The organism is Gracilibacillus ureilyticus, assembly GCF_900111195.1.
Classification (GTDB): Bacteria; Bacillota; Bacilli; order Bacillales; family Amphibacillaceae; genus Gracilibacillus; species Gracilibacillus ureilyticus.
In genome coordinates this window covers 208,489-232,045 of sequence record NZ_FOGL01000002.1, presented here as the reverse complement: position 1 = coordinate 232,045, position 23,557 = coordinate 208,489, and the positions used below count along the sequence as shown (strand labels likewise).

Genomic DNA, 23,557 nt, shown 5'->3' with positions numbered 1-23,557 from the left:
TAATTTAATTATTATGTTTCCCACACTTATCTTATTCGTACAAATTCTAAAAAAATATCATTTTTAGAGAATTTGTCCGTATATTAAGATTAAGAAAAATCCTTAGCTTTGTCAAGAATATAGAGCAAGTTCTACCTTACTTTTTAACCGTTTAAACTTAATTAATAATCATCCGTCTCAAGATTATTATAAAATGTTATTATACCTTTTTGCTACCTTGCATATTCTCATAATTTTTAGAGACTGTGAATGGATTATTTTTCGAATCCATATCTTTTTTTTATCCATAATTTAGTCGAAAGGTCCCAAGCTATACTCTCCCCCAATATCCCCCTATAGGCAAGAAAGGAGTGAGCTGTGTGTCAGCCCACTCCTTTTTCTACTTATTTATTAATTGATAATCTTTTTTCTCTATCCTTACTATACTTAACCAGTTAATACCTAACATTATTAAAACATTAAATAGTAATGGAATGATTACGGTGAATTCAATACTTAGTATCGTCACAACCCCTAACCACAAAACCATGAAAATAGTTACGAACGGACGTGTCATCGCCATTACTAATGCAAGCTTTGCATACGAAATTGTTTTCATTTCAAATCTGGAATAAATTGGAAAAAAGTGTAATAAGACGCTAAAAAATACTAAAAGTAATACGAATACCCCTGTTAATAACACAGTTGCAAGTGTTCCTTCCATTTGTATTAAAAAAGAGATATCCATGAATAAAAATAAACCGGCAAGCCAAAACAAAATACCAATTACATTAGATGATTTAAAGCTTCGCTTATAACATTGCCAGAATTCCTGAAATACATTTTCAATCTCTTCGTTCTTAATCATTTTCCGAACTAAGAAACTAACGGAAGCAGTTGCTGGCATTACACCTAGTATTACGCCGCCCAATAATGTAAATACAACCCATAAACAATTCATCCAAACTAGCTTTACAGCTTTATCGAGCATCTGCATGATTGTCCCTGCCCAATTAGTATCCATATGTCTTGTCCCCTTTTTCCACGATTAGTTAGATTTGAAATATGCTTCGGAAAGCAGACGAACCTGTATCAGGCTTTTTTGGAAATGACTACATTTCCCTGTTGGTCTTTACCCATATATACAATTGTCTTTTTCCATTTTTCCCAGTCCCAGCTTTCCATTACGACACCGTCATACTTCGTGCCATTTAATAATATGGTGTAACAGTTGCCGGCACTTTGCTGCTGCCATGTGTCCTTATCTAATTGTACCATTTTGGCAACATCTTGTCCGTCATTTAACTGATCAACATGTATCCATTCCCATTCACCATATAACCTGTTTTCTTCTATTAAGTGATTTTCTTCTCCTGCATACCTTTCCGGCGATACAAGTGGCCATCCATCACTTGTCCATCCAATCTTTCTTATGTGCAAGTAATGCCAGCGTTTATCTTTCGGTGCGCGAACATGGTGACAAACATAGTAATCGCCATTATCGGTTAGTATGGAGTTATGCCCAGGTGCTACCCATCCTTCACCATCCATAAAACGGTACCCGCCTAAAACTTTTGTTCCAATTTCATATTGCGGACTCTCAAGGTCTGTCATGACATTTCCGCGAAAATCCTCATATGGACCCTCTATATTTTTGGAACGCGCAATTCGGATATTGTAGTTAGAGAACAAAGAATCATATGATACAAATAAATAAAAATAATCAAATGTTGGATTGTAAACAATATAAGGACCTTCCAGAGCCCTGTCCACACTATGATTCCGTTTAGCAATCAACGTCCCTCTTCCTTGTTTTACAAACTTTCCTGTTTCAGGATCCACTTCTGCTACATACAATCCACCAAAAAATGAGCCATATACCATCCAAGGTTTACCATCACGGTCAAATGTTATGTTAGGGTCAATGGCATTTGGCCCGTCTGTACCCTCCTCAGATTTATATACCTCTCCAAGATCCTGATAAGGTCCCTCAATATGATCACTTTTAGCTACCCCAATAAATGATTGTGTTTTACCAAATTGACTGGCAGCATAATACATGTAATATACCCCTTCATACTTCACAATTTCCGGAGCCCAAAGTCCTTTAGCACCAGTCCATTGTTTTGCGGTTTCCGGGACCCCCTCAGCAAAAGCTCTTCCTACCCATTGCCAGTTAATTAAATCTTTTGATTTTCTTATTTGAATTCCCGCTTTAAAAACACCGCCATGTTGTGCATCTGTTGAGAAAACATAATACCATTCACCATCTTTTATAATAGCAGGATCATGAACATTATTTGTTGTCCATTTCTCCTCATCTCCAATAATTGACTCATTGTACAGCACGTCTTCTGGTATATTAGTTTGGTTTATCACTTTTCCCCATCCTTTTCGATTTATTACGAAGAATACTCTACTGCCATAATGACAGTAGAGTATGAACATTTAACCTTTTACACCTGAAATAGCAATTGACTCGATAATTTGTTTTTGGAAGATCAAGAAAACTATTAACATTGGAAGCAATGCAATGATAGATGCCGCCATGATTAACGGATAATCTGTTTGTATTGCATAAGTAGCATTAAAGTTTGCGATAACTAGCTGTATCGTTAATTTATCTGGCGAGTTCAAATAAATAATCGGTGCAAGATAATCATTCCATACAGCCATGAACCATAGAATAAACTGTGCGGCAATCGCTGGTTTGATTAGCGGGAAAATGATTTTTGTGAAAATACCGAAAAAGGATGTTCCATCTATTTTCGCTGCTTCTATTACCGCATTTGGCACATTAATTAAATATTGTCTTAAGAAGAAGACCATTACTATATTACCGAATATCGGCGGAATGATTAAGGGTAACAGTGTATCAATCCAGCCAGCTCCTGCGAACATGGAAAACTGTGGAATCATAAGACTTGGATACGGAATCATCATAGCCGATAGTAATAATAGAAATAAAGCATTTTTGTTTTTCAGTCTCAATTTAGCAAATGCAAATGCTGCTAAACTTGAGGTGAATGAACCTACAATTGTAACTGATAAAGATATAATTAAACTGTTTTGTATACCTGATAACAGAGGACCTGCTGTCCATATCTCTGCATATTTCGAAAAATCAAACTCGTTCGGAATCCACACTGGCGGAAGAGCAAATACATCTGATTTCTGTTTTACGGATGTTGATAGCATCCACAGCAACGGTGCAATCATGAATACCGCACCTGCTGACAATGCAACAAATATAACGCTGTCGGCTATTTTCTTTTTTCTGATTTGTGACAATATTCTCACCTCGATTTTTCAATAATTGCTGAAATAAACTATTAATCTATTTCAAAGGATGATTTATCATTCAGTTTAAATTGAACTAGTGTAACAATAAAGATAATGATTCCCAGTACTACAGATAATGCGGATGCATATCCCATTTGCAGGTTATCAAATGCTTTTTGCCAAATATAGAATACAACTGTTGCCGAGCTGTATTCCGGCCCGCCTGTAGGTGTCATAATATTAATCTCTGTAAACATTTGAGCACCGTTAATGATATTTGTAATTACAAGGAAGAATGTAACTGGTTTTACCATAGGCCACGTAATGTGTCTAAACTGCTGGAAACTGTTTGCACCGTCTAAATCAGCAGCCTCGTAATACATTTTCGGTACACTTTGCAATGCTGCCAAATAAAGTAACATGGAATATCCTAACCCTTTCCATATTGTCATAATGATTAGGGCAGGTTTAACTGTTGATGTATTTTGCAGCCAGTTTGGACCATCTATTCCGATTAAAGCTAAAAATTGGTTTACTAAACCGTAATCTCCATTATATGCCCATTGCCACAATACAGAAATTGCTGCAAGTGATGAAACTACCGGGATATAATAAATGACACGGAAAGTCGTTGTACCTGGTATACCTCTATTCAATCCCATAGCAAGTAACAGCGAAATCAGTAAACCAATCGGTATACCAATCATCATAAAGAATGTATTGAATAAAGAACTTATAAAATAATCATCTGAAAATAACCTTGTATAGTTAGTCAATCCAATAAAATTCATCGTTCCTAAACCATTCCAGTTAGTAAAGGAAGCGTAAATTGAAAAGAGAAATGGATACAAAGTAAAGATTAAATATCCTACTAATGGTGCCAGGATAAATAATAGTGCTGCTCTTGATTCTTTCTGGTAAAGTTTCGACTTCTTCGCTTTTTTCTTATTTACTTGTAATGCTTCTGCCTTTGTTGCCATTAGTATTTTCACCTCGAATTCATTCAATCACCAAAACTGGTGTAATATTTTACTTGGAATTAAGCAAATCTTCTTTGTACACTCATGGCATACATAGATGATTTGCTTAAAGCCATGTAAGTGGACAAACTATCAAGATAAAGGAAAGGAGATAGTACCTGACATTCTCAGAAAGGTAATACCTCCCTTATTAAAATTGATTTAAATTTTACTGTTTAGATTGTTCTTCTAATTCTCTTGCGTTATCAAGGTATTCTTGCATTTTAGGCTGAACTTGTTCTACATACTCAGCTGCCGTAATATCACCATCTAATACAGGCTGTACATTTGTAAAGAAGTAATCGTACCATTCTGCATTATAAGTGTTGTTAGCTGGTAAAGCACGGCCATAATCTTCGATAATTTGTAAGTATTCTTCTTTGTTTGCAGGAGCCATTGATTCATCAGCTGCCCACTCTTGCGCCATATCAATTAAGTTAGGAATCTGGATACGTGCATCAACTAATGCTTGCTGTCCTTCTTCAGATGCTGTTAAATAATATACTAACTCTGTCGCTAACTCTGGATATTCTGAAGATTGTGCAACACCAATCCCTAAAGTACCGATCCATGTAGCTGATTCTCCAGTTTTACCTGCAGGATATGGAATAACATCATATTCAAAATCCAATTCTGTATCAAATGTCGCTAAATCCCATGGTGCTACAGGGAAGAATGCTAATTGACCTTGCATCCAGCGCTGATAAGTATCTAATGTTTGTGCATCTTCAATAGATGGTGTAATTTCATATACATTCTGGTGATCTGCAAACCATTGTAAAGCTTCCGCAAATTCCGGAGTATCTACAGTAACTTTTGTTTGAGTTTCATCAATGAATGATCCTCCATTACTCCAGACAAATGATTGTAATACCCAGTTAACGTTAAACCCTGTACCGTACTGGTCAATTTCACCGTCGCCATCAGTATCTTTTGTTAACGCCTGATTTGCTTCAATAAACTCATCCCATGTCATTGGAACGTCTTCATCCGGCAATTCTAGACCTGCTTCTTCAAACATTGTTTTGTTGTATCCAAGCGAGAATGGACCAACGTCTTTTGGCATAGCATAAATCGCGCCTTGACCTTGTGTTTCACCATCGAAACGATAGCTGTCTACACCATATTGCCAAATATTATCTAAATTTATGTTGTCATTGTTTTCGATATATTCCGTTAAGTCTAATAAAATGTTACTGTGAACATATGATCTCAATTGTCCTGGTTCAATATAGAACACGTCAGGCACTTGATTACCTGTGATCGCTGCTTTTAGTTTTGTTGAATACTGATCAGCAGCTGTTACGATCATGTTTACTTTTACGCCTTCGTTATCTGCTTCAAATTGATCAATTGCTTTCTGGTATGCTTCCTCTTCTGCTGTTCCACCTCTAAACATAAACGTTAATTCTTTTGTTCCGTCTTCTGCTGCTTCGCCTTTATCACCTGAGCTGCTGCCGCCACCTGCACAAGCACTTAATACTAACATAGCTGAAAGAAGCATTACCAATAGTGCATAGGACTTTCTCATTATGTCTCAACCCCCGAAAATATATATTTTTTTGGTGTAATAGTCACTCTATAATGATAGAAAGCGTTTTTATAAAGCGCTTTAATAAGCTTGTCTAACTTATTGAATGACCTTACATGTATTAATATATTATAGTTGTTCGTACATGTCAAGAGAATTTTCAAACAAGTTCTTTAATTAATAAAAATATTTTATAACAACGGAATACCCTAGCGGATGAGGATATATTCCTTTTTAAGTAAATTACGGTAAATCAGTAACAGCAGGCATTTTAGAAGCAAAATGCCTGCTGTTTTTTTAATTAACTATTATGTTAATTTCTTATCTGTAATGATTTGTTTTTTTTGGATTTCTACAACGCTTTCATTAATGATACCCAAAATTATACAACTAAATAGCTAAATCTTTATCAATTGGTGCAGTTGAGTGACGAATTTTTAATTGTGGTTCATACAACTTCGAAAGATCTTCACCTGGGTCTATTTGATTATTTTTCTGAATCAATCGAATAATGGCTCTAGCTGCATCTCGTCCCAGCTCACTCTTCGGATGGATGACAGAGGTAAGCTTTACCTCTGATAATTCAGCAAGCAGGGAATCATCATAACCAACAAAAGATAAGTGTTCAGGTACCTTTATTCCTTCCTCTCTTACGAAATCCAGCAATCTTAAAACTAGTTGGTCATTATAGCATACTACCGCTGTCGGGCAGTCAGCTTTCACTTTTAATAGTTCTTTTAAATCATCAATCGGTTTCGAATGTTCATTTTCCGTTTGATATGTAATGATATTTTTCGGATTCAACCGCAGATTGCATTCTCGGTGGGCTTTAATATAGCCTTTTAAGCGATTTTGCCCTTGTGCATCATCCGTCTTATATATACATACAATGTCCCTGTGCCCTAAATCAATTAGATGTTTGGTTTGAAGAAATCCTCCCTTTACATCGTCTAAGGAGAAGCTAACCGGTTCTAACTCTTCATACATTGCGTTTATCATTACATATGGGATTTTTTCTTTTTCCATGTTCAAGTAATATTTCAAGTTTGGATTGGCAGATGCACTGTGTGTAGGTTCAATTATTACACCTGCATAATTACTTGATAGAATTTGAGTTAAAATTTTCTCTTCCTGGTTGTACTGATTGTTCGTATTGAAAATACTCACATTATATCCATGTTCACTCAGATAACTTTCCGCGCCTCTTATTATAGTAGGAAAGATATACTCTGAAATAAAAGTTGTAACAATTGCGATATTTTTGTTATTTTCATTTATACTTGAGAGATTTGATTCTCTCCTGTCTGCACAAAAAGTCCCCGCTCCCTGTTCGCGATATAACCACCCTTCATTCACAAGCTCTCCTATAGCTAACCTTACTGTATGCCGGCTAACTTTAAATTCCTTCATCAATTGACTTTCGGAACTGATTTTTTCATTTGTGGTAATCAGTCCTTTTAATATATTTGTTTTGATCGACTGCTTTATTTTTTTGTATTTAGCTTCAGAATATCCCATGGCTGCCTCCCCTTCTTTTCTCTGCTTTTTTTAATATGCTAAGAACTTACTTAATTAATTGAATAAACTATATACTAGTATTTGTTATCGTTTCCAAAAGAGCAAATAGAATCTGGTAAGATTGCCTTCTGCTTTTTTTATTTTTTAAAAATGCACTTCCGGAATTCGTACGTACTAATATTATATTAATTATGTCTATTTTACAATAGGTTAATCATTCCTGTTACAGAAGCAGAAAGAAGTAATCGATGTAAAAAGATATATTGACGGTAAAGGACCGTAAACATTAATGAATATTGGTAACTTTACTCAAAAGAAAGATAAATTCAGTGTCGATGGGAGTTTTGGTGTTGACTTACCATAACTGAATTTCTTATTTTATCTCTGAATCAATCTTCAATAGCTTAATTTACATTAAAGTTAATCTTAACAGCCCAACAACTCAAAATATACCTTTTTAATAAACAAAAATATCTATCATACCATTTTGAAATACATAGATATTGCATATACGTATAAATGAGCGGAAATTCAATGGTTAGTTATTGACAAGTAAATAATGCCATGTTAGGCTTTTACTGACAACTAGGTGTTCACTCCATTCTTTATTCTGTCTTGCTTGATAGTTAAAGATTATTTTTATCCACCACTTGAAAGCGTTTCAAAATCATTTAGGAGGTAGTTACTATGAAAAAAGGTTTATTTATTTTCTTCTTAGGTTTATTGTCAATTATCCTAGCAGCTTGCGGAGGCGGGGGTGGAGACACTTCCAGTGAAGCAGAAGAAACAGAAATTATCGGTGAGGACATCGAGGGTGCAACAGAACTTACGTTTTGGACATTTGTTGGACAACACGTGGATCTATACAGAGATGCAGCAGAAAGATGGAATGAGGAGAATCCAGACCGTCCTATTAAATTAGTTGCAGAGACTTATCCATTCGAACAAATGCACAATAACTTATTGTTAGCTGTTCAATCTGGACAAGGTGGTCCGGACATTGTGGATATCGAAATTGGACAGTTCCCTAACTACTTACAAGGCGACATTCAGTTGGAGCCATTGAATGAGTATGTTGAACCTGTATTGGACAAAGCAGTAACCTCTAGGTTTGAGAACTATGCAAAAGATGGAAATTATTATGGAGTCCCAACACATGTTGGTGCGACAGTAATGTTCTATAATACAGAAATTATGGATCAGGCTGGCGTGGATATAGATTCTATCCAAACATGGGATGATTTCGTAGCAGCAGGGAAAAAAGTTGTGGAGAATACTGACTCAATGATGTGGAATGTTGGTACAGAAGACTGGTTAATGGACATGTGGCCAATGATTTCCCAACAAGGTTCAGATGCTTTTGATGAGAATGGAGAATTAATTCTTGATAATGAAACAAATGTGGAAACGTTACAATTTTTACAAGACGTTATATACGAACATAAAATTGCTGAAGTAACACCAGGAGGAATGAATCAATCCGAGGAGTTTTACGGTTATTTCTCAGATGGTGGAGCAGCATCTATTTTAGCACCATTATGGTATATGGGCAGGTTCTTAGATAATATGCCAGACTTAGAAGGCAAAATTGCTATTCGCCCTCTACCAGCTTGGGAAGAAGGCGGTAACCGTTCTGCAGGGATGGGTGGTACAGGTACTGTTGTAACAAATCAGGCAGAAGATGTAGAGTTAGCAAAAGAATTTTTAGCTTACGCGAAGTTAAGTGAAGAAGGAAATATTAAACTATGGACTGTATTAGGTTTCGATCCTCCTCGCTGGGATACATGGGAAAGTGAAGAAGTAAGAGAAGATAACAAGTACTATCAATACTTTGGAGACGGTATCTTCGACATGCTTCTGGAAATAAAGGATGATATCAACGCATTAAACTTTACGGAATATACACCAGATGTCATAAGTGAGTATCACACTAATGTAACACAGCAAACCCTGAGAAATAATTCTCAAACTCCACAAGAAGCTCTTGAACAAGCAGCTGAAGCTGTAAGATCACAAATGGAGTAAAAACAACTTACTAGATTACTTTAAAATTAGGAGACAGAGTACTTAAACATACCTGTCTCCTAATTAAATAAATCAAAAGGAGGTATTACGGTGTCCTCTCCAAATCAGGAATCTAACACCAGCGCAAGTGTACAAGATAAAAGTTATAAAGAACCTAATAAGTTCTTAACATTTCTAAATTCAAAGAACGTAGTGCCATATATTTTTGTTTCACCGTTTATTCTTTCCTTCTTAGTTTTAACCTTATACCCGGCTATTCACGGGATCATCATGAGTTTTCAGAGTATTTTGCCGGGTCAAGTAGAGTTTATTGGACTTAGAAATTATGAACGGGTGCTAAATCCTAACTTCTATAAAGCATTATCCAATACAACCATTTATGTGATTTTGACTGTATTAATCTTAACGATCATCCCAATGCTGTTAGCAATTTTATTAAACTCTAAATTTGTAAAATTTAAAACCTTTTTTAGAGCCTCTATATTTATACCGGCATTAACTTCAACTATTGTTGGTGGTATGATCTTTAGGTTAATGTTTAGTGAAGCAGATTCCTCTGTATCAAATCAAATTGTTACTTTTTTAGGTTTGGAGCCAATAGATTGGCGCTATAATGCATGGTCAGCCATGTTTTTAATGGTAATTTTAGCTTCTTGGCGCTGGATAGGCGTTAATGTACTTTACTTCCTTGCTCAGCTGCAGAACATTTCAAGTGAATTATATGAAGCGGCAGATATTGATGGTGCGAATGCCTTTCAGAAACTAAGATATATTACCATTCCTCATCTAAAGCCAATCACTATTTTTGTTAGTACGATAACGATAATAAACGGATTTAGAATGTTTGAAGAAAGTTTTGTATTCTGGGAAACCAGCTCACCAGGTAATATCGGTTTAACAGTAGTAGGTTATATCTATCAACAGGGTATTGGACAAAATGATATGGGATTCGGTTCTGCAATCGGTGTTGTCCTGATGTTGATCATTTTTGTTATTAGTATAATTAATTTACTACTTACAGGTACTTTCAAGCGAGGTGATGAATAATGGCTTCCAACAAGAAAAACAGTAGTTTAACCTGGGTAGCAAGTATTGGGTTTTTACTCATTTCTTTAATTATCCTGTTCCCAATCATCGGATTGATTATCTCTTCTTTTAGACCTTCATCCGAACTGATGCGTGACGGGATTACATTTAGTATAGATTTCAGCCAATTAAACTTAGCTAACTATATGTATATTTTTCAGGAAGCAGCTTCTTATTGGAGCTGGTATGGAAATAGTTTGATCATTTCAGCAATGACAATTGTTTTATCACTATTCTTTTCTTCTATGGTTGGCTATGCTTTAGCAGTCTATGACTTTAAAGGAAGAAACCTATTTTTTGTATTAGTATTACTTATATTAATGATTCCTTTCGAAATACTAATGCTTCCTCTATATCAAATGATGGTAGGCGCTCAGTTAGTTGATAGTTACTTTGCAGTTGTCCTTCCATTAATTGTAGCACCTGTTGCTGTATTCTTCTTTAGACAATATGCTACAGGATTACCTAAAGAACTGATGGATGCAGCTAGAATGGATGGAAGTACGGAGTATGGGATATTTTTTAAGATTATGTTACCATTAATGGGGCCCTCAATGGCAGCTATGGCTATTTTACAAGGATTAGCAAGTTGGAATAACTTCCTTTGGCCATTACTAGTATTAAGGTCAAATGGTATGTTCACACTCCCGATAGGGTTAGCAACACTATTAACACCATATGGAAATAACTATGATATTCTAATAGCAGGGTCTGTATTGACAATTATCCCAATTGTTATACTGTTTATTTTCTTCCAGCGTTACTTCGTTGCCGGTTTAACATCTGGCGGGGTGAAAGGATAAAGTAAGACTTCCATTTTCGGGCCCTGTATGGGGTAGTTTATGCTGTGAAAAAGGTTTGTATAAATGAGGAAAGCCATAGTGTGAACCAAGGACTATGGCTTTTTTCATGTTATAATAATAGTAAAATTGCAGAAGGATGGCTTAAAAGATGAGTAAAAGAAACTTTTCAACCATACTAGACAAAGGATTTATATGGATAAATAAACTGGCATTTCTAAATCTGTTATGGGTAGCCTTTACCCTTTTAGGTTTAATCGCTTTCGGACTGTTTCCAGCTACATCGGCTGCTTTAGGTGTAGTTAGAAAATGGCTAATGGGAGATCTGAACATCCGTATTTGGCCAACTTTTAAAAAGATTTATCGAGAGGAGTTTAAATACTCCAATATTATCGGTTGGATAATCATAATTCTTGGTATCATTCTGTACCTGAATTTTCTCAGCATACAAGCTGCCCAAGGAGATCTTTTATTCGTTATACCATTTGCTTTTTATTTTATATTATTTTTGTACTTTACTATCGTAATCTGGGTATTCCCTCTTAATGTACATAATTACGCTTCCATCCTTCATCAATTAAAAAATGCTTTAATTATCGGGATATCCAAAATACATATTACTATTACTATTATGCTGCTACTGTTTTCTATGATGTATTTTTCATTAGAGTTTCCGGTTTTATTAATATTTTTCAGTTTTAGTTTACTGTCACTCGTATGGATGTGGCTCACATTAAGAGTATTTAAAGACATTTTCTAAAAAATGGTTACTCAATGCAGCATACTTCACAGCTATTTCCCATTTCCCGCTCTCTATTAAAAAACTAGCATTATAAAAATGCTAGTTCTTTTCATTTAACTTCTGCTGTTGAACTCCTCACAACTAATTCGGGATCAAATCTTATTAAATCTTTTTCGGTAATTGTTTGCTTTTTGGAGCCCTTGGATTGTTTAATCATATCTAGAATCACTTTTGCTGCCAACTCCCCCATCTCACTTTGAGGATGCTTAATCGTTGTAAGTTTAACTTCTGTGATCTCTGCCATAAAGGAATCATCAAACCCAACAATAGAAAGGTCTTCCGGGATATTTAACTGACTTTCCCTAATTACATCTAATAGGTTTATAGCTAGTTCATCATTGTAACAAACAATTCCTGTTGGCCGGCTTTCGCTATTTTCAAACAACAGCTTCTTCAGTACTTCCACCGGCTTTGTTAATTTTTCCTCTGTCGTATATGTTACAATATTGTTGGGAGAAATCTCAATGTTATGTTTCCGATGCGCTTTTAGATAACCCTTCATTCTTTTTGTTCCCTGAATGTCATCATTTTTAAAGAATCCGATAATATTCTTGTGTCCTAATTCAATTAAATGTTCTGTTTGGAGGAAACCACCTTTTTCTTCATCCATTACAATATGAAAAGGTTCCAGTTCATCATAGAAAGCATTTATCATAAGATAAGGAATATTTTGGCGCTCTAAATTCAAATAATAATTGATATTTGGATTCGAGACAGCACTTTTTGTTGGTTCAATAATTACGCCGTCAAATTGCTGTGTTAATATCTTCTCCAGAAACTTTCTTTCGTTTTCATGATCGTTGTTTGTCGAGAATAGACTGACTTGATAACCACGTTGACTTAAATAGGATTCTGCACCTCTAATAATCGATGGAAAAATATAATCAGAAATATAAGTTGTGATTATGGCAATATTTTTCTGTCTAACTTGCTGCAGATTATCTTCCTTGGAACGGTCAGCACAGAACGTCCCAGCCCCCTGCTCACGATAAAGCCATCCCTGATTAACAAGATCCCCTATAGCGAGTCTCACTGTATGACGGCTCACCCCAAACTGTTTCATCAATTCACTCTCAGAACTGATTTTCTGGTGTGGTTGGTACGTACCATCTAATATTTGAGATTTTATAGCTTGTTTTACTATATTATATTTCGTTTGCATCTATACACCCCTCTTCAAACCGACTTTTCCCATGTTTTTTTATAAGAATAAATCTATTTTACCTTAAACGCCCACAACCAACAACAACTACTCATATATGATTACATAAAATAGAAAGAGAGACCTACACTCGGTAGATCTCTGCTTATCTCAATTAACGATAAACCGCTTCATTCCATTTTAATTCATTTCTGAATTGTCTTAAGTTTGTGTCCTTATCAATAACAACACATTCAATTTTGGCCATGTTAGCAAAATCATAAAGCTGTTCTGTAGTTACATTGAAAGAAAAGACAGTGTGGTGAGCACCACCAGCATAAATCCATGCTTCTGTCGCTTCGCTTAAAGAAGGTTCAGGTTTCCAAAGTACTTTAGCAACAGGTAATTCAGGTGTATCAATTTGTGGCTGTTCTGCTTTCACTTCATTGATTACAAGGCGATAACGTCCACCCATTTCAATTAATGAAGCATTAACAGCATCGCCGCCCTGGCCATCAAATACTAAACGCGCCGGGTCTTCTTTTCCGCCAATACCTAAAGGATTAACAACAATTCTTGGTTTTGTTGCTGAAACTGTCGGACAGATTTCAAGCATATGAGAACCTAAGATCATTTCATTTCCTGGCTCTAAATGGTAAGTATAATCCTCCATGAACGATGTACCCTTGTTATCAGCAATAATTTTCATAAAGCGAGTTAATGCTGCAGTTCTCCAGTCACCTTCTCCAGCAAAACCGTATCCTTCAGCCATCAAGCGCTGTGCTGCAAGACCTGGTAATTGTTTCATACCGTGTAAATCTTCGAAGTTGGTTGTAAACGCTGAATAATTCCCTTTTTCCAGGAATGATTTTAAACCTAATTCAATCTTACCCTGGTAAAGAATCGAGTCACGGACTGGACCAGCCTCGCTGGCTTCAGCAGGTAATTCATACAATTCTTCATATTCTTTGTAAAGTGCATCTAATTCTTCATCTGTTACTTTTGCCATTTCTTCTACAAGGTCACCGATTCCATAATAATCTACTACCCAGCCAAACTTAATTTGAGCTTCTACTTTATCACCATCAGTAACGGCAACATTACGCATGTTATCACCAAAACGAGCAACACGAATATTCGAACCTTCTGATACAGCAACAGCTGTCTTCATCCAGTCAGCTACACGTTTAAGTACACCTTCATTTTGCCAGTGGCCAACAACTACTTTTCGGGATACATCCATACGTGTACCGATAAATCCATATTCACGATCACCGTGTGCAGCCTGATTTAAATTCATGAAGTCCATATCAATGGATTCCCAAGGGATATCACGGTTAAATTGTGTGTGCAGATGTAATAATGGTTTTTGTAATGTTTTTAGCCCTGCGATCCACATTTTTGCTGGTGAAAATGTGTGCATCCATGTAATGATACCCGCACAATTTTCATCAGAGTTTGCCTTTAACATTAAAGCATGAATGTCATTAGCTGTTGTAAGTACTTCTTTAAATTCTACTTCAAATGGTAAATTACCAGCATTATTCAGACCTGAAACTACTTCTTGTGAGTTTTTTTCTACTTCGTTGATTGCTTCTTCCCCATATAAGTGCTGACTTCCTGTAACAAACCAAAATTTGTATGGTCTAATTTGTAACATATTCTTTCCTCCTATTATGTGTACTTGTTTGTATTTGATCTAATTTTATTTATCCTGCCCGTAATAAGCATTAGCTCCATGCTTACGCAAGTAGTGTTTATCTAATAAATATTGATCCATGTTCTGTGCATTTGGATTTATTTGATAAGTGTGTAGTGCCATTTTTGCTACTTCCTCTAATACTACCGCATTATGAATCGCTTCATGCGGGTCTTTCCCCCAATTAAATGGCGCATGACTATGCACAAGGACACTAGGAACCTGGGTAGGATCGATCTCTTTAAACGATTCAACAATTACTTTTCCTGTTTCCCATTCATATTCACCTTTTACTTCTTCTTCCGTCATTCTTCGTGTGCAAGGAATTTCTCCATAAAAGTAATCTGCCTGGGTTGTCCCTAATGCAGGGATTCCCTTTCCTGCCTGTGCCCAGCTTGTTGCCCATGGGGAATGTGTATGAACGACTCCGCCGATTCCCGGAAACTTCTGGTATAAATAGCGGTGTGTAGGTGTATCAGATGAAGGCTTTAAGTTCCCCTCAACGATATTTCCATCTAAGTCAAGGACTACAAGATCTTCTACTTTTAATTCTTCATAAGGCACACCACTCGGTTTAATTACCATCAAACCTGATTCCTTATCGAATCCGCTTACATTACCCCAAGTAAATGTGACAAGTCCATACTTCGGCAAGTCCATATTCGCTTCCAATACTTGTTGTTTCAATGATTCAAGCACGCCCTAATCACTTCCTTTATTTTATAATTTTGCAATTGTACGTATGTGTAAAATCGATTACCTTAATAATAATATAATTCGTACGTACATTCAATAAAAATATATCAAAAATTTGAAAAAATTAATGGAAGTTATTTTATGACAGCCTGTCTCCATATTATCTATGAAGTTATGTTCCATTTAAGTAGTGTTATATGTAACATTCATTACCTTAAAAATAAAGAGCGTGGGACATAACTAAAATGTTCCGTATCAATGACGATATTTCTTTCAAATGGATGTTTGTATGTACTGAATGTCGCTCCATAGGAAGGATTCACTTCCTGTACTAGAGCCTCCATATTCCCCTCCGCTCAGGGAGAGGTTGAAACTAATAAAATTCTCATGAACATTCAATGCATGGAGTGTTCATGAGAATTTATGGTTTTGGTATGAGTCTACTCTTTAGTCCGGGTGTCTCTTGCTGTTAAGTGTTAATAATAAATTTTACCTCCGGGTGTTTATAGACTAATTCAAATTTTTCATTTTCTATTAGCTGATTGTATAAATCTTCTGGCGAGAACCATAAGTAATCATTCTCAAATGTATAATTGGCACCATAATGATAACTTATCCACACTAACTTGGAACAATAAATATAATCCCATATATCCTTGAGATCTTGCGATAATTGAAAAGAAAACTCCGGCTTTTTTATATCATTACTAAGGTTTTCTTTATATTTTGAATAATATTCTTTCGCAAATGCGGCTGCTTTTTCGCCTAATTCTTTGTTTTTCGGCCGAAATTGGGCATGGATCGGATGTTTTTCCTTAAACTGCTTAATCGAATCCTTAACAATTGCCGGGTGTCCCCCGGTTGCTTCTACAAGTTGTTGCCCATCAACTACAAGGGCCGTATGACCAACATAACCCGACAGCTCTTGTTTTATATTATCACTGGCTACAAGAATATCTCCAGGCTGATAATCCTGATTTCTCATCACATTCTGATCAAAAAGATTAAAATCTTCTCTCACAATCCAATTATCGTAAAATCCAACAATAGTCAGCACAGTATCATTTTCTTTTATTGGAAGAGTAACTTCTTGGTCACCGTGAATTTCACAATACAGACGGTGATCTTTATAAACCTTTGTATAATGCGGGTATGCCGGTTTAATGATAAGATGCTCTTCATGTTTCCAGGCAGAACTCCATTTTTGCATCGCCATCCCCCCCACACCATGTTATGCAGTTTTAAAGACAATGCTACAAAGAAGCGGTATGGAGGATTTCAACATATTAACTGGTACTATACGCCCAATGGTTTATTAGGAAGATAAAAGAGCAGGCAGATGTTTAAAATACTGCCTGCTCCTTATTAAAATACGATCGTTTTATTTCCATATACAATAATTCGGTCTTCCAATTGCCATTTTACCGCACGTGCAAGCACACTTCGTTCAACAGATTGTCCAATTTTCTTCATCGCTTCGGCATTATCTCTGTGATCTACCCTGCTGATATCCTGTTCAATGATCGGACCTTCATCTAAGTCATTTGTCACATAGTGAGAAGTTGCACCAATTAACTTAACCCCTCTATTATATGCACGCTCATAAGGCTTTGCACCAATAAAGGCAGGTAGGAATGAATGGTGAATGTTAATAATACGGTTCTTAAAAGTTTCCACAAAATTTGGTGTTAATATTTGCATATAACGTGCAAGCACAATAAAATCTACATCATATTGTTTAATGAGCTCAATCTGTTTTTGTTCTACCTCTTTGCGAATATCCTTATTGGCTGGAATATAATAATAAGGAATTCCTAACGATTCCACGAATTCTCTCGATGTCTCATGGTTACTGATAACAAGGCTTATGTCTGCCATTAAGTCGCCACTTTGCCATTCCCATAATAATTCCAACAGGCAGTGTGGTTCTTTTGAAACAAAAATAGCCATTTTTTTAATTTGATCAACATATTTAAAGGTAGCTTCCATTTCAAATTGTTCTTTAATTGATTCAAATCCTGCTTCTAAATCGGTTTTCTTTTCCTTTAGATCTGGCATTTCGAATTCAATTCGAATGAAAAATTCCCCGCCCTTTGGATTGGTTGAATATTGATTTGATTCAATAATATTCGCATTGTGTTCTGAAAGAAACTGGGAGACTGCGGCTACAATACCTGGTTGGTCAGGGCAGTTAATTAACAATCTCGCTCTGTTCTCATTTTCCATACGGAATGTATCTATTTTTTCCTTAATATAGCTTTTCATCATAATCCCTCTTTGTTAGTTTTCGTTCTTTATACTTTAACATTTTATCGCAAATGGTCAAGTTATCCTAGTATATTTTTTTCGTGCGGTTAAATGTTTTCCACTGTTTTCATAAAACAAGCGCTTATTAACTAATAATAAGCGCTTTTCTCGTTCTCCTATTATAAAAGCTGCTTCATTACTTGCAGGAAAGTATCAGCTTCTTTTTTGTTCGTAGTAAGTGGTGGTAATATTCGAATGACGTTTGGACCTGCCACGATAATCAGTACACCATGTTCTTCTCTGGCTTTATTAACATATTCGATGGCGGGTTTTTCTACAACTAATCCAATAAGTAAACCTTTCCCTCTAAGCTGTTTTACCGTATCTTTTTCTGCGGCTATTTCCTTTAATCCCGACCAGATATATTCTGCTATTTCATTAGAATCTGCTAATACATTTGAATTAGTCAGATGGGTAACTGTAGCCAAGCCTGCTGTTGCAGCGACAGGATTCCCGCCAAATGTACTGCCATGTGACCCCGGGGTAAACGATTTAGCAACAGGTTCTTTCGCAATAATAGCACCTATTGGTATACCGGAACCCAGTCCTTTTGCCAAACTGATTACGTCAGGCTCTATGTCATATTGTTCATAAGCAAACAATGTACCTGTTCGCCCCATTCCTGTCTGGATCTCATCCACCATTAACAGAATATGATTTTCCTTACATATATCAGCCAATTCTTTCACCCATGTACGCTCAGCAGGTACGACGCCGCCTTCTCCCTGTACCAGCTCTAACAGAACTGCATCTGGTTTCTTGTTTTTCACTTCTGTTAATGCTTCTGGATCATTATATGGCAAATACGAAAAACCTGGTGTCAGGGGAGTGAAGCCTTGATGGATTTTCTCCTGGCCAGTTGCCGATAATGTCATCATCGTTCTCCCGTGAAAGGAGTTGCCAAATGTTATTACTTCAGGGAGTTCTTTATCAAAGTTATCTTTTGCATATTTTCTTGCCAGCTTTATGGCAGCTTCATTCGCTTCTGCTCCGCTGTTACAAAAGAATGCTTGATCACCACAACTATGTTTAACTAAAACTTCAGCCAGCTGCTCCTGGGCTGGAATATGATATAAATTGGAGCAATGCCATAACTTACTTAATTGCTCCTGCAGAGCTTTTTCGACTACATCTGGAACATGCCCAAGGTTACATGTGGCGATACCTGAAGAATAATCTAAATATTTGTTCCCCTTATCGTCCCAGACATAACTTCCTTTTCCTTCAACTACAGTTAACGGGAATCTGCCGTAAGTCCCCATTACCGGATTTACTAAGTGCTCAGGCATAAAAAGTCGCCTCCTTATCTAACGAAATTCTTGTTCCAATTTCTTTTCCCTGCATAAATTGCAGCAATCCATTTGGCTCCATTCCATCAACAATCGATACTTCCTGAACATTTTTATGCAATGCACTTATTGCTGACTTTACTTTTGGAATCATACCGCCGATTATTACTTCTTTTTCGATTAATTCATTGATTTGCTTTTCGTTCAGCTGATGGAAAATATGTTTCTCCCCATTCTTTTCCTCGTAAATACCAGGAATGTCACTAATAAAGCACAGCTTCGCTCCTAAGCTTTGCGCAATGGAAGATGCTGCCATGTCTGCATTGATATTATAGCGCTGACCCCTCTCATCTATACCAATAGGTGAGATGACAGGGACCAGTTGCCTTGTTACAAGATCTTCGATTAAGACTGTATCAACTTCTGTTACTTCACCTACAAAACCAAGGGTGTCACTTTCTTCAACAGGTTCCGCTTGCAGTAATCTGCCATCAACACCACTTAAACCAAAAGCTTTCCCATCTGCTTTTGTAATATTTCGCACAATTTCCTTATTCAATGATCCACTTAGAGCCATTTCCACTACATCGAGTACTTCATTTGTTGTCACTCTGAGACCATTCACAAAGGTTGTTTTTACCCCGGTTTGTTCTAACAATTTGGAAATGAGCGGTCCGCCTCCATGAACGATAATCGGCTGCCATTCGCCCTGTTGCTGGATTTTTACAATATCCTGATAAAAAGAATGAGGCAGCTGTTCAAATACACTGCCACCACATTTAATCACAACATAATTTGTTTTCACTTTGTATATCCTCCTTATGTTCGGTAAGATGCATTAATTCTTACGTACTCATAAGACAAATCACAGCCCCATGCTGTTGCCTTCCCGTTACCATCACCAAGTTTCGCTGTAATTTTCACTTCGTCTTGTAACAGGTATTGTTTCGCTTCATCTTCATCAAATTTATGTGGTACACCATTCTCCACTACCAGAATATCACCTAAGAATATACTCACCTTATCCGGGTCCAGTGACTGGCCGCTATAACCGATTGCGGTGATGATTCTTCCCCAGTTGGCATCAGCCCCGTGAATGGCTGTTTTTACCAGATTAGAAGAGATAATTGACTTCGCAATCGCCGCAGCTGATTCATCTGAAAATGAACCCTCTACACAGACTTCTACTAATTTACTCGCACCTTCACCATCTCTTGCTATTTCTTTTGCTAAATACTCACATACAAATTTTAATCCTTGGTAAAATTTTTCCCAATCTTTATGTTTTTCAGAAAGTGTGCTGTTGCCTGCTTTCCCATTAGCCAGAACCAGTACCATATCATTTGTACTTGTATCCCCATCGACTGTAATCATATTAAATGATTTGTTTGTAATAGATTTTAGAGCTGCCGACAGTTCACTTCCCTCAATTGCAGCATCTGTTGTGACGAAACCAAGCATTGTCGCCATGTTCGGGTGAATCATTCCGGAACCTTTTGCTGCACCGCCGATAACCACTTTTTCGCCATCAATTTCTAATTCAATTGCAATTCCCTTTTCATGCGTATCTGTTGTCAAGATTGCTGTTTCAAACTTATCCGCACCATGATGTTCGGTATTATTAATCTGGCTAATACCTTTATGAATCCGTTCCATTGGCAGCAATTCTCCAATCAGTCCAGTGGAAGCAACAGCTGCTAAGTGCTCCTCTACACCAACAGCTTCTGCAAATAACTTTCTCATATCATAAGCATCTTCAAGCCCTTGCTTCCCTGTACATGCATTAGCTATTCCAGAATTAACAACTACAGCCTGGAGTTTATTCTCTTTCCCTATACTCTCCTGAGTTACTTTTAACGGTGCCGCCTGGAAAACGTTTGTTGTATAAACTCCAGCTGCATTTGCCGGCACTTCCGAATAAAACCAGCCAAAATCTATTTTCTGCTTCCGGATACCACAATGTAATCCTCCTGCCTTGAATCCTTTCGCTGTTGCAATATTTCCATTTTCAATTATTCTGAAAATCCCCTGTTGTTCTTCTGTTAACATTTACTCATTCACTCCTTATGGATAAATCGGCAACTGATTTATTCCAGTTGTTTCGTCCCATCCGTTCATAATATTCATGTTCTGAATTGCCTGGCCTGATGCGCCTTTCACTAAATTATCAATCACTGAAATAATAATTAATTTGCCTGTCCGTTCATCTGCATATAATCCAATATCACAGAAGTTACTTCCATAAACTTCTTTTGTCTGTGGAATTATACCCTCTTCTCTTATTCTCACAAATGGTTTATCTTTATAAAACTCTTTATATAATTCTAATAATTGCTTTGTTGATTGTTTTTCCTTTAAATCCACATAAATTGTACTCATAATACCCCGTGTCATTGGAACAACATGTGGTGTGAAACTAACTTGCACCGCTTCCTTAGCAGAACCTGCAAGTACTTGTTCAATCTCTGGAATATGTTTATGCACACCTAGTTGATATGCTCTGAAATTCTCTTGCATTTCAGAAAAGTGGAATCCTTGTGACAGGCTTCTTCCTGCACCGGTTGTACCTGTTTTCGCATCAATAATTATACTATGGTAATTTACCAGATTATTAGCTATTACCGGAATCAGCCCTAATGTGGTGGCTGTTGGATAGCAGCCAGGATTAGCTACTAACGTTGCATTTGCTATTTCATTTTTATTAATCTCACTTAATCCGTACACAGCTTTTCCGATATATTCCGAAGACGCCATTTCTTCACCATAATATTTTTCGTACTCTTTCCCGTTTCGCAGTCTGAAATCTCCAGATAAATCAATCACCTTAACCCCTCTATCAATTAATCCGGGAATATAATTTTTACTCACATTAGAGGGAGTTGCGAAAAATACAAGATCAACCTCTTCTGCTAACTGGCTGATATCAAGTGATTCCATTTCCAGATCAATAACATTGACTAAATGTGGATAGACATCTGAAAAAGGTGTTCCGCTATTAGAATGGGAAATTATTTTTGACACTGTTACATGTGGATGATTATATAAAAACCGGAGTAATTCAACAGCCCCGTATCCTGTGCCTCCTACAATTGCTACTTTCACAATAAATCCTCCTAAGTAATCCGTATATGATATTTTATAATTATACTCCATTTTGTATTTTCATGCAATATTGTTTATAAAAAAAGATACAGATAAAAACAGAAAACGGATATAAAACTCTATATAAAACAACACTTATAATCAAGCGCATATTGTCGCACCCTTCAACACTGTATGCATACAAATGAGTATTAACAAATTTGTCTGTATAAATATCCAAGTATATTTATATGATGCATGTTACAGAAAAATTCTGTGAATGTTCATGTGAACTCTAATTCAAAACAGAAAATCCGGACAGCCTTTTACTCATTGAGTAAATGATTGTCCGGATTTGCTTTTGAATAAGCCTTTTTACATATCGATAATCTTGTTTTCCATTGCTCCAATTCCTTCAATCTCCACTCTTACCGTATCACCATCCTGCAAAAACTGTGGTGGAGTCATTGCCATTCCTACTCCATCTGGTGTTCCGGTTAAAATAATATCCCCTGGATTCAGTGTAATTAACTCGGTGATGAAGCTAATCAAATATGGTATGTCAAAGATTAAATGTTTTGTATTGGATGACTGTCTCTTTTCTCCATTAACAAAGGATTGAATTGACAGATTAGCAGGATCAGTTAGTTCATCTTTAGTCACAAGCCATGGCCCGACCGGTGTGGTATGATCCAATGATTTCCCCTGCAGCCATTGTACGGTTCTTTTCTGGAGATCCCTTGCAGATGTATCATTCCCGATCGTATATCCGGCAATATACTCAAACACTTCTTCTTTTTTAACGTTCGAAGCTTTTTTACCGATCACTACTGCCAGCTCTGCTTCGTAATCAAGTTTTTCCGTTGCACTCACTTTATGAATGTTATCTTCAGGGCCAATCAATGCATTGTTAAACTTAGAGAACAGTACAGGGAACTTCGAAATTTCACTCCCCATCTCTGCGACATGATCTGCATAATTAATTCCTACACATATAATCTTAGAAGGATTTGGTACCGGAGGGCCCAGTATTACTTCTTCTCTTTTGTATTGTAACTTTGGCTGATTTCTCTGGATATAGGAAAATACCTTTTCTGCACATCGCAAGCTTGCCGCTCCTTGTGCAAAAAATTCATCCGGATTACTCGGCAGTGGATAAGCGCTTTCTTTTGTTACCTCATTTTCATGCATTTGCTCAGATGCTTGTTGTAAATCAACAACATTATCATATAGCATCATTCCCATTCGATTTGGAGCAAAGTCATATTTTAACTTATAATTTACCAGCTTCATTATATACCC

General features: G+C 36.5%; 21 protein-coding genes. 4 read left to right on the top strand and 17 right to left on the bottom strand.

What is annotated here, in order from left to right:
* Positions 1-379: 379 nt before the first annotated feature.
* The 6 genes from BMW36_RS04100 to BMW36_RS04075 form a co-directional block, all read right to left on the bottom strand.
* Positions 380-1,003: a YesL family protein gene (locus tag BMW36_RS04100; protein ID WP_089739326.1), complete on the bottom strand. Its 624-nt coding sequence runs from the start codon at positions 1,001-1,003 to the stop codon at positions 380-382.
* Between the two features lie 68 nt (positions 1,004-1,071).
* On the bottom strand, positions 1,072-2,358 hold the full coding sequence (locus tag BMW36_RS04095) for an arabinan endo-1,5-alpha-L-arabinosidase (RefSeq protein ID WP_089739324.1): 1,287 nt from the start codon (positions 2,356-2,358) through the stop codon (positions 1,072-1,074).
* A gap of 69 nt (positions 2,359-2,427) precedes the next feature.
* Positions 2,428-3,261: a carbohydrate ABC transporter permease gene (locus tag BMW36_RS04090; protein WP_425431919.1), complete on the bottom strand. Its 834-nt coding sequence runs from the start codon at positions 3,259-3,261 to the stop codon at positions 2,428-2,430.
* Positions 3,262-3,311: 50 nt separating this feature from the next.
* Complete coding sequence (locus BMW36_RS04085; protein WP_089739322.1) at positions 3,312-4,241, bottom strand: carbohydrate ABC transporter permease; 930 nt, start codon at positions 4,239-4,241, stop codon at positions 3,312-3,314.
* Positions 4,242-4,449: 208 nt separating this feature from the next.
* A complete protein-coding gene (locus tag BMW36_RS04080) occupies positions 4,450-5,811 on the bottom strand; it encodes an ABC transporter substrate-binding protein (protein WP_089739321.1) in 1,362 nt (453 codons plus the stop codon).
* Between the two features lie 390 nt (positions 5,812-6,201).
* Complete coding sequence (locus tag BMW36_RS04075) at positions 6,202-7,329, bottom strand: GntR family transcriptional regulator (protein ID WP_089739319.1); 1,128 nt, start codon at positions 7,327-7,329, stop codon at positions 6,202-6,204.
* Between the two features lie 687 nt (positions 7,330-8,016).
* On the opposite strand from BMW36_RS04075, the gene BMW36_RS04070 reads away from it, so the two are divergent.
* The 4 genes from BMW36_RS04070 to BMW36_RS04055 all read left to right on the top strand — a co-directional run bounded on the left by BMW36_RS04070 (position 8,017) and on the right by BMW36_RS04055 (position 12,000).
* The gene (locus BMW36_RS04070) at positions 8,017-9,354 is read left to right on the top strand and encodes an ABC transporter substrate-binding protein (protein WP_089739317.1); all 1,338 of its coding nucleotides are present in this window, start codon (positions 8,017-8,019) and stop codon (positions 9,352-9,354) included.
* Positions 9,355-9,444: 90 nt separating this feature from the next.
* Positions 9,445-10,401 carry a carbohydrate ABC transporter permease gene (locus BMW36_RS04065; RefSeq protein WP_089739315.1) on the top strand — a complete coding sequence of 319 codons (957 nt, stop codon included), beginning with the start codon at positions 9,445-9,447 and terminating at the stop codon, positions 10,399-10,401.
* Positions 10,401-11,243 carry a carbohydrate ABC transporter permease gene (locus BMW36_RS04060; RefSeq protein ID WP_089739314.1) on the top strand — a complete coding sequence of 281 codons (843 nt, stop codon included), beginning with the start codon at positions 10,401-10,403 and terminating at the stop codon, positions 11,241-11,243. Before BMW36_RS04065 ends, BMW36_RS04060 begins: the two co-directional genes overlap by 1 nt.
* A 148-nt stretch (positions 11,244-11,391) precedes the next feature.
* Positions 11,392-12,000 carry a YesL family protein gene (locus BMW36_RS04055; protein ID WP_089739312.1) on the top strand — a complete coding sequence of 203 codons (609 nt, stop codon included), beginning with the start codon at positions 11,392-11,394 and terminating at the stop codon, positions 11,998-12,000.
* Positions 12,001-12,091: 91 nt separating this feature from the next.
* Here the strand turns inward: BMW36_RS04055 and BMW36_RS04050 are convergent, their stop codons facing one another.
* From BMW36_RS04050 to BMW36_RS04005, 11 genes are all read right to left on the bottom strand, one after another.
* Entirely contained in the window at positions 12,092-13,204 is a 1,113-nt protein-coding gene (locus tag BMW36_RS04050) for a GntR family transcriptional regulator (protein ID WP_089739310.1), read from the bottom strand.
* Between the two features lie 154 nt (positions 13,205-13,358).
* Positions 13,359-14,843, bottom strand: coding sequence for an L-arabinose isomerase (gene araA, locus BMW36_RS04045; RefSeq protein WP_089739308.1), 1,485 nt, complete (start codon positions 14,841-14,843; stop codon positions 13,359-13,361).
* Between the two features lie 45 nt (positions 14,844-14,888).
* Positions 14,889-15,581 carry an L-ribulose-5-phosphate 4-epimerase gene (araD, locus tag BMW36_RS04040; protein ID WP_089739306.1) on the bottom strand — a complete coding sequence of 231 codons (693 nt, stop codon included), beginning with the start codon at positions 15,579-15,581 and terminating at the stop codon, positions 14,889-14,891.
* Positions 15,582-15,787: 206 nt separating this feature from the next.
* Positions 15,788-15,922, bottom strand: coding sequence for a hypothetical protein (locus BMW36_RS20705; RefSeq protein WP_281242989.1), 135 nt, complete (start codon positions 15,920-15,922; stop codon positions 15,788-15,790).
* Positions 15,923-16,047: 125 nt separating this feature from the next.
* Positions 16,048-16,788, bottom strand: a complete 741-nt coding sequence (locus BMW36_RS04035) for a C40 family peptidase (RefSeq protein WP_089739304.1) — start codon at positions 16,786-16,788, stop codon at positions 16,048-16,050.
* A 155-nt stretch (positions 16,789-16,943) separates the two neighbouring features.
* Positions 16,944-17,843, bottom strand: coding sequence for a formyltetrahydrofolate deformylase (gene purU / locus BMW36_RS04030; RefSeq protein ID WP_089739302.1), 900 nt, complete (start codon positions 17,841-17,843; stop codon positions 16,944-16,946).
* A gap of 161 nt (positions 17,844-18,004) precedes the next feature.
* Entirely contained in the window at positions 18,005-19,174 is a 1,170-nt protein-coding gene (locus BMW36_RS04025) for an aspartate aminotransferase family protein (RefSeq protein WP_089739300.1), read from the bottom strand.
* On the bottom strand, positions 19,167-19,979 hold the full coding sequence (gene argB / locus BMW36_RS04020) for an acetylglutamate kinase (RefSeq protein ID WP_089739298.1): 813 nt from the start codon (positions 19,977-19,979) through the stop codon (positions 19,167-19,169). Before argB ends, BMW36_RS04025 begins: the two co-directional genes overlap by 8 nt.
* Before the next feature lie 14 nt (positions 19,980-19,993).
* Positions 19,994-21,223 (bottom strand): bifunctional ornithine acetyltransferase/N-acetylglutamate synthase, encoded by a 1,230-nt coding sequence (argJ, locus tag BMW36_RS04015; RefSeq protein ID WP_089739296.1) that lies wholly within the window; start codon positions 21,221-21,223, stop codon positions 19,994-19,996.
* A 15-nt stretch (positions 21,224-21,238) separates the two neighbouring features.
* Positions 21,239-22,276 carry an N-acetyl-gamma-glutamyl-phosphate reductase gene (gene argC, locus BMW36_RS04010; RefSeq protein WP_245711576.1) on the bottom strand — a complete coding sequence of 346 codons (1,038 nt, stop codon included), beginning with the start codon at positions 22,274-22,276 and terminating at the stop codon, positions 21,239-21,241.
* A 354-nt stretch (positions 22,277-22,630) separates the two neighbouring features.
* Entirely contained in the window at positions 22,631-23,548 is a 918-nt protein-coding gene (locus tag BMW36_RS04005) for a fumarylacetoacetate hydrolase family protein (RefSeq protein ID WP_089739292.1), read from the bottom strand.
* Positions 23,549-23,557: the final 9 nt, after the last annotated feature.

Bases quoted from the DNA above. Each gene is read 5' to 3' on its own strand.
- BMW36_RS04100 (WP_089739326.1), bottom strand. From the start codon at position 1,003: ATGGATACTAATTGGGCAGGGACAATCATGCAGATGCTCGATAAAGCT.
- BMW36_RS04085 (WP_089739322.1), bottom strand. From the start codon at position 4,241: ATGGCAACAAAGGCAGAAGCATTACAAGTAAATAAGAAAAAAGCGAAG.
- BMW36_RS04080 (WP_089739321.1), bottom strand. From the start codon at position 5,811: ATGAGAAAGTCCTATGCACTATTGGTAATGCTTCTTTCAGCTATGTTA.
- BMW36_RS04075 (WP_089739319.1), bottom strand. From the start codon at position 7,329: ATGGGATATTCTGAAGCTAAATACAAAAAAATAAAGCAGTCGATCAAA.
- BMW36_RS04070 (WP_089739317.1), top strand. From the start codon at position 8,017: ATGAAAAAAGGTTTATTTATTTTCTTCTTAGGTTTATTGTCAATTATC.
- BMW36_RS04060 (WP_089739314.1), top strand. From the start codon at position 10,401: ATGGCTTCCAACAAGAAAAACAGTAGTTTAACCTGGGTAGCAAGTATT.
- BMW36_RS04055 (WP_089739312.1), top strand. From the start codon at position 11,392: ATGAGTAAAAGAAACTTTTCAACCATACTAGACAAAGGATTTATATGG.
- BMW36_RS04050 (WP_089739310.1), bottom strand. From the start codon at position 13,204: ATGCAAACGAAATATAATATAGTAAAACAAGCTATAAAATCTCAAATA.
- araA (WP_089739308.1), bottom strand. From the start codon at position 14,843: ATGTTACAAATTAGACCATACAAATTTTGGTTTGTTACAGGAAGTCAG.
- BMW36_RS20705 (WP_281242989.1), bottom strand. From the start codon at position 15,922: ATGGAGGCTCTAGTACAGGAAGTGAATCCTTCCTATGGAGCGACATTC.
- BMW36_RS04035 (WP_089739304.1), bottom strand. From the start codon at position 16,788: ATGCAAAAATGGAGTTCTGCCTGGAAACATGAAGAGCATCTTATCATT.
- purU (WP_089739302.1), bottom strand. From the start codon at position 17,843: ATGAAAAGCTATATTAAGGAAAAAATAGATACATTCCGTATGGAAAAT.
- BMW36_RS04025 (WP_089739300.1), bottom strand. From the start codon at position 19,174: ATGCCTGAGCACTTAGTAAATCCGGTAATGGGGACTTACGGCAGATTC.
- argJ (WP_089739296.1), bottom strand. From the start codon at position 21,223: ATGTTAACAGAAGAACAACAGGGGATTTTCAGAATAATTGAAAATGGA.
- BMW36_RS04005 (WP_089739292.1), bottom strand. From the start codon at position 23,548: ATGAAGCTGGTAAATTATAAGTTAAAATATGACTTTGCTCCAAATCGA.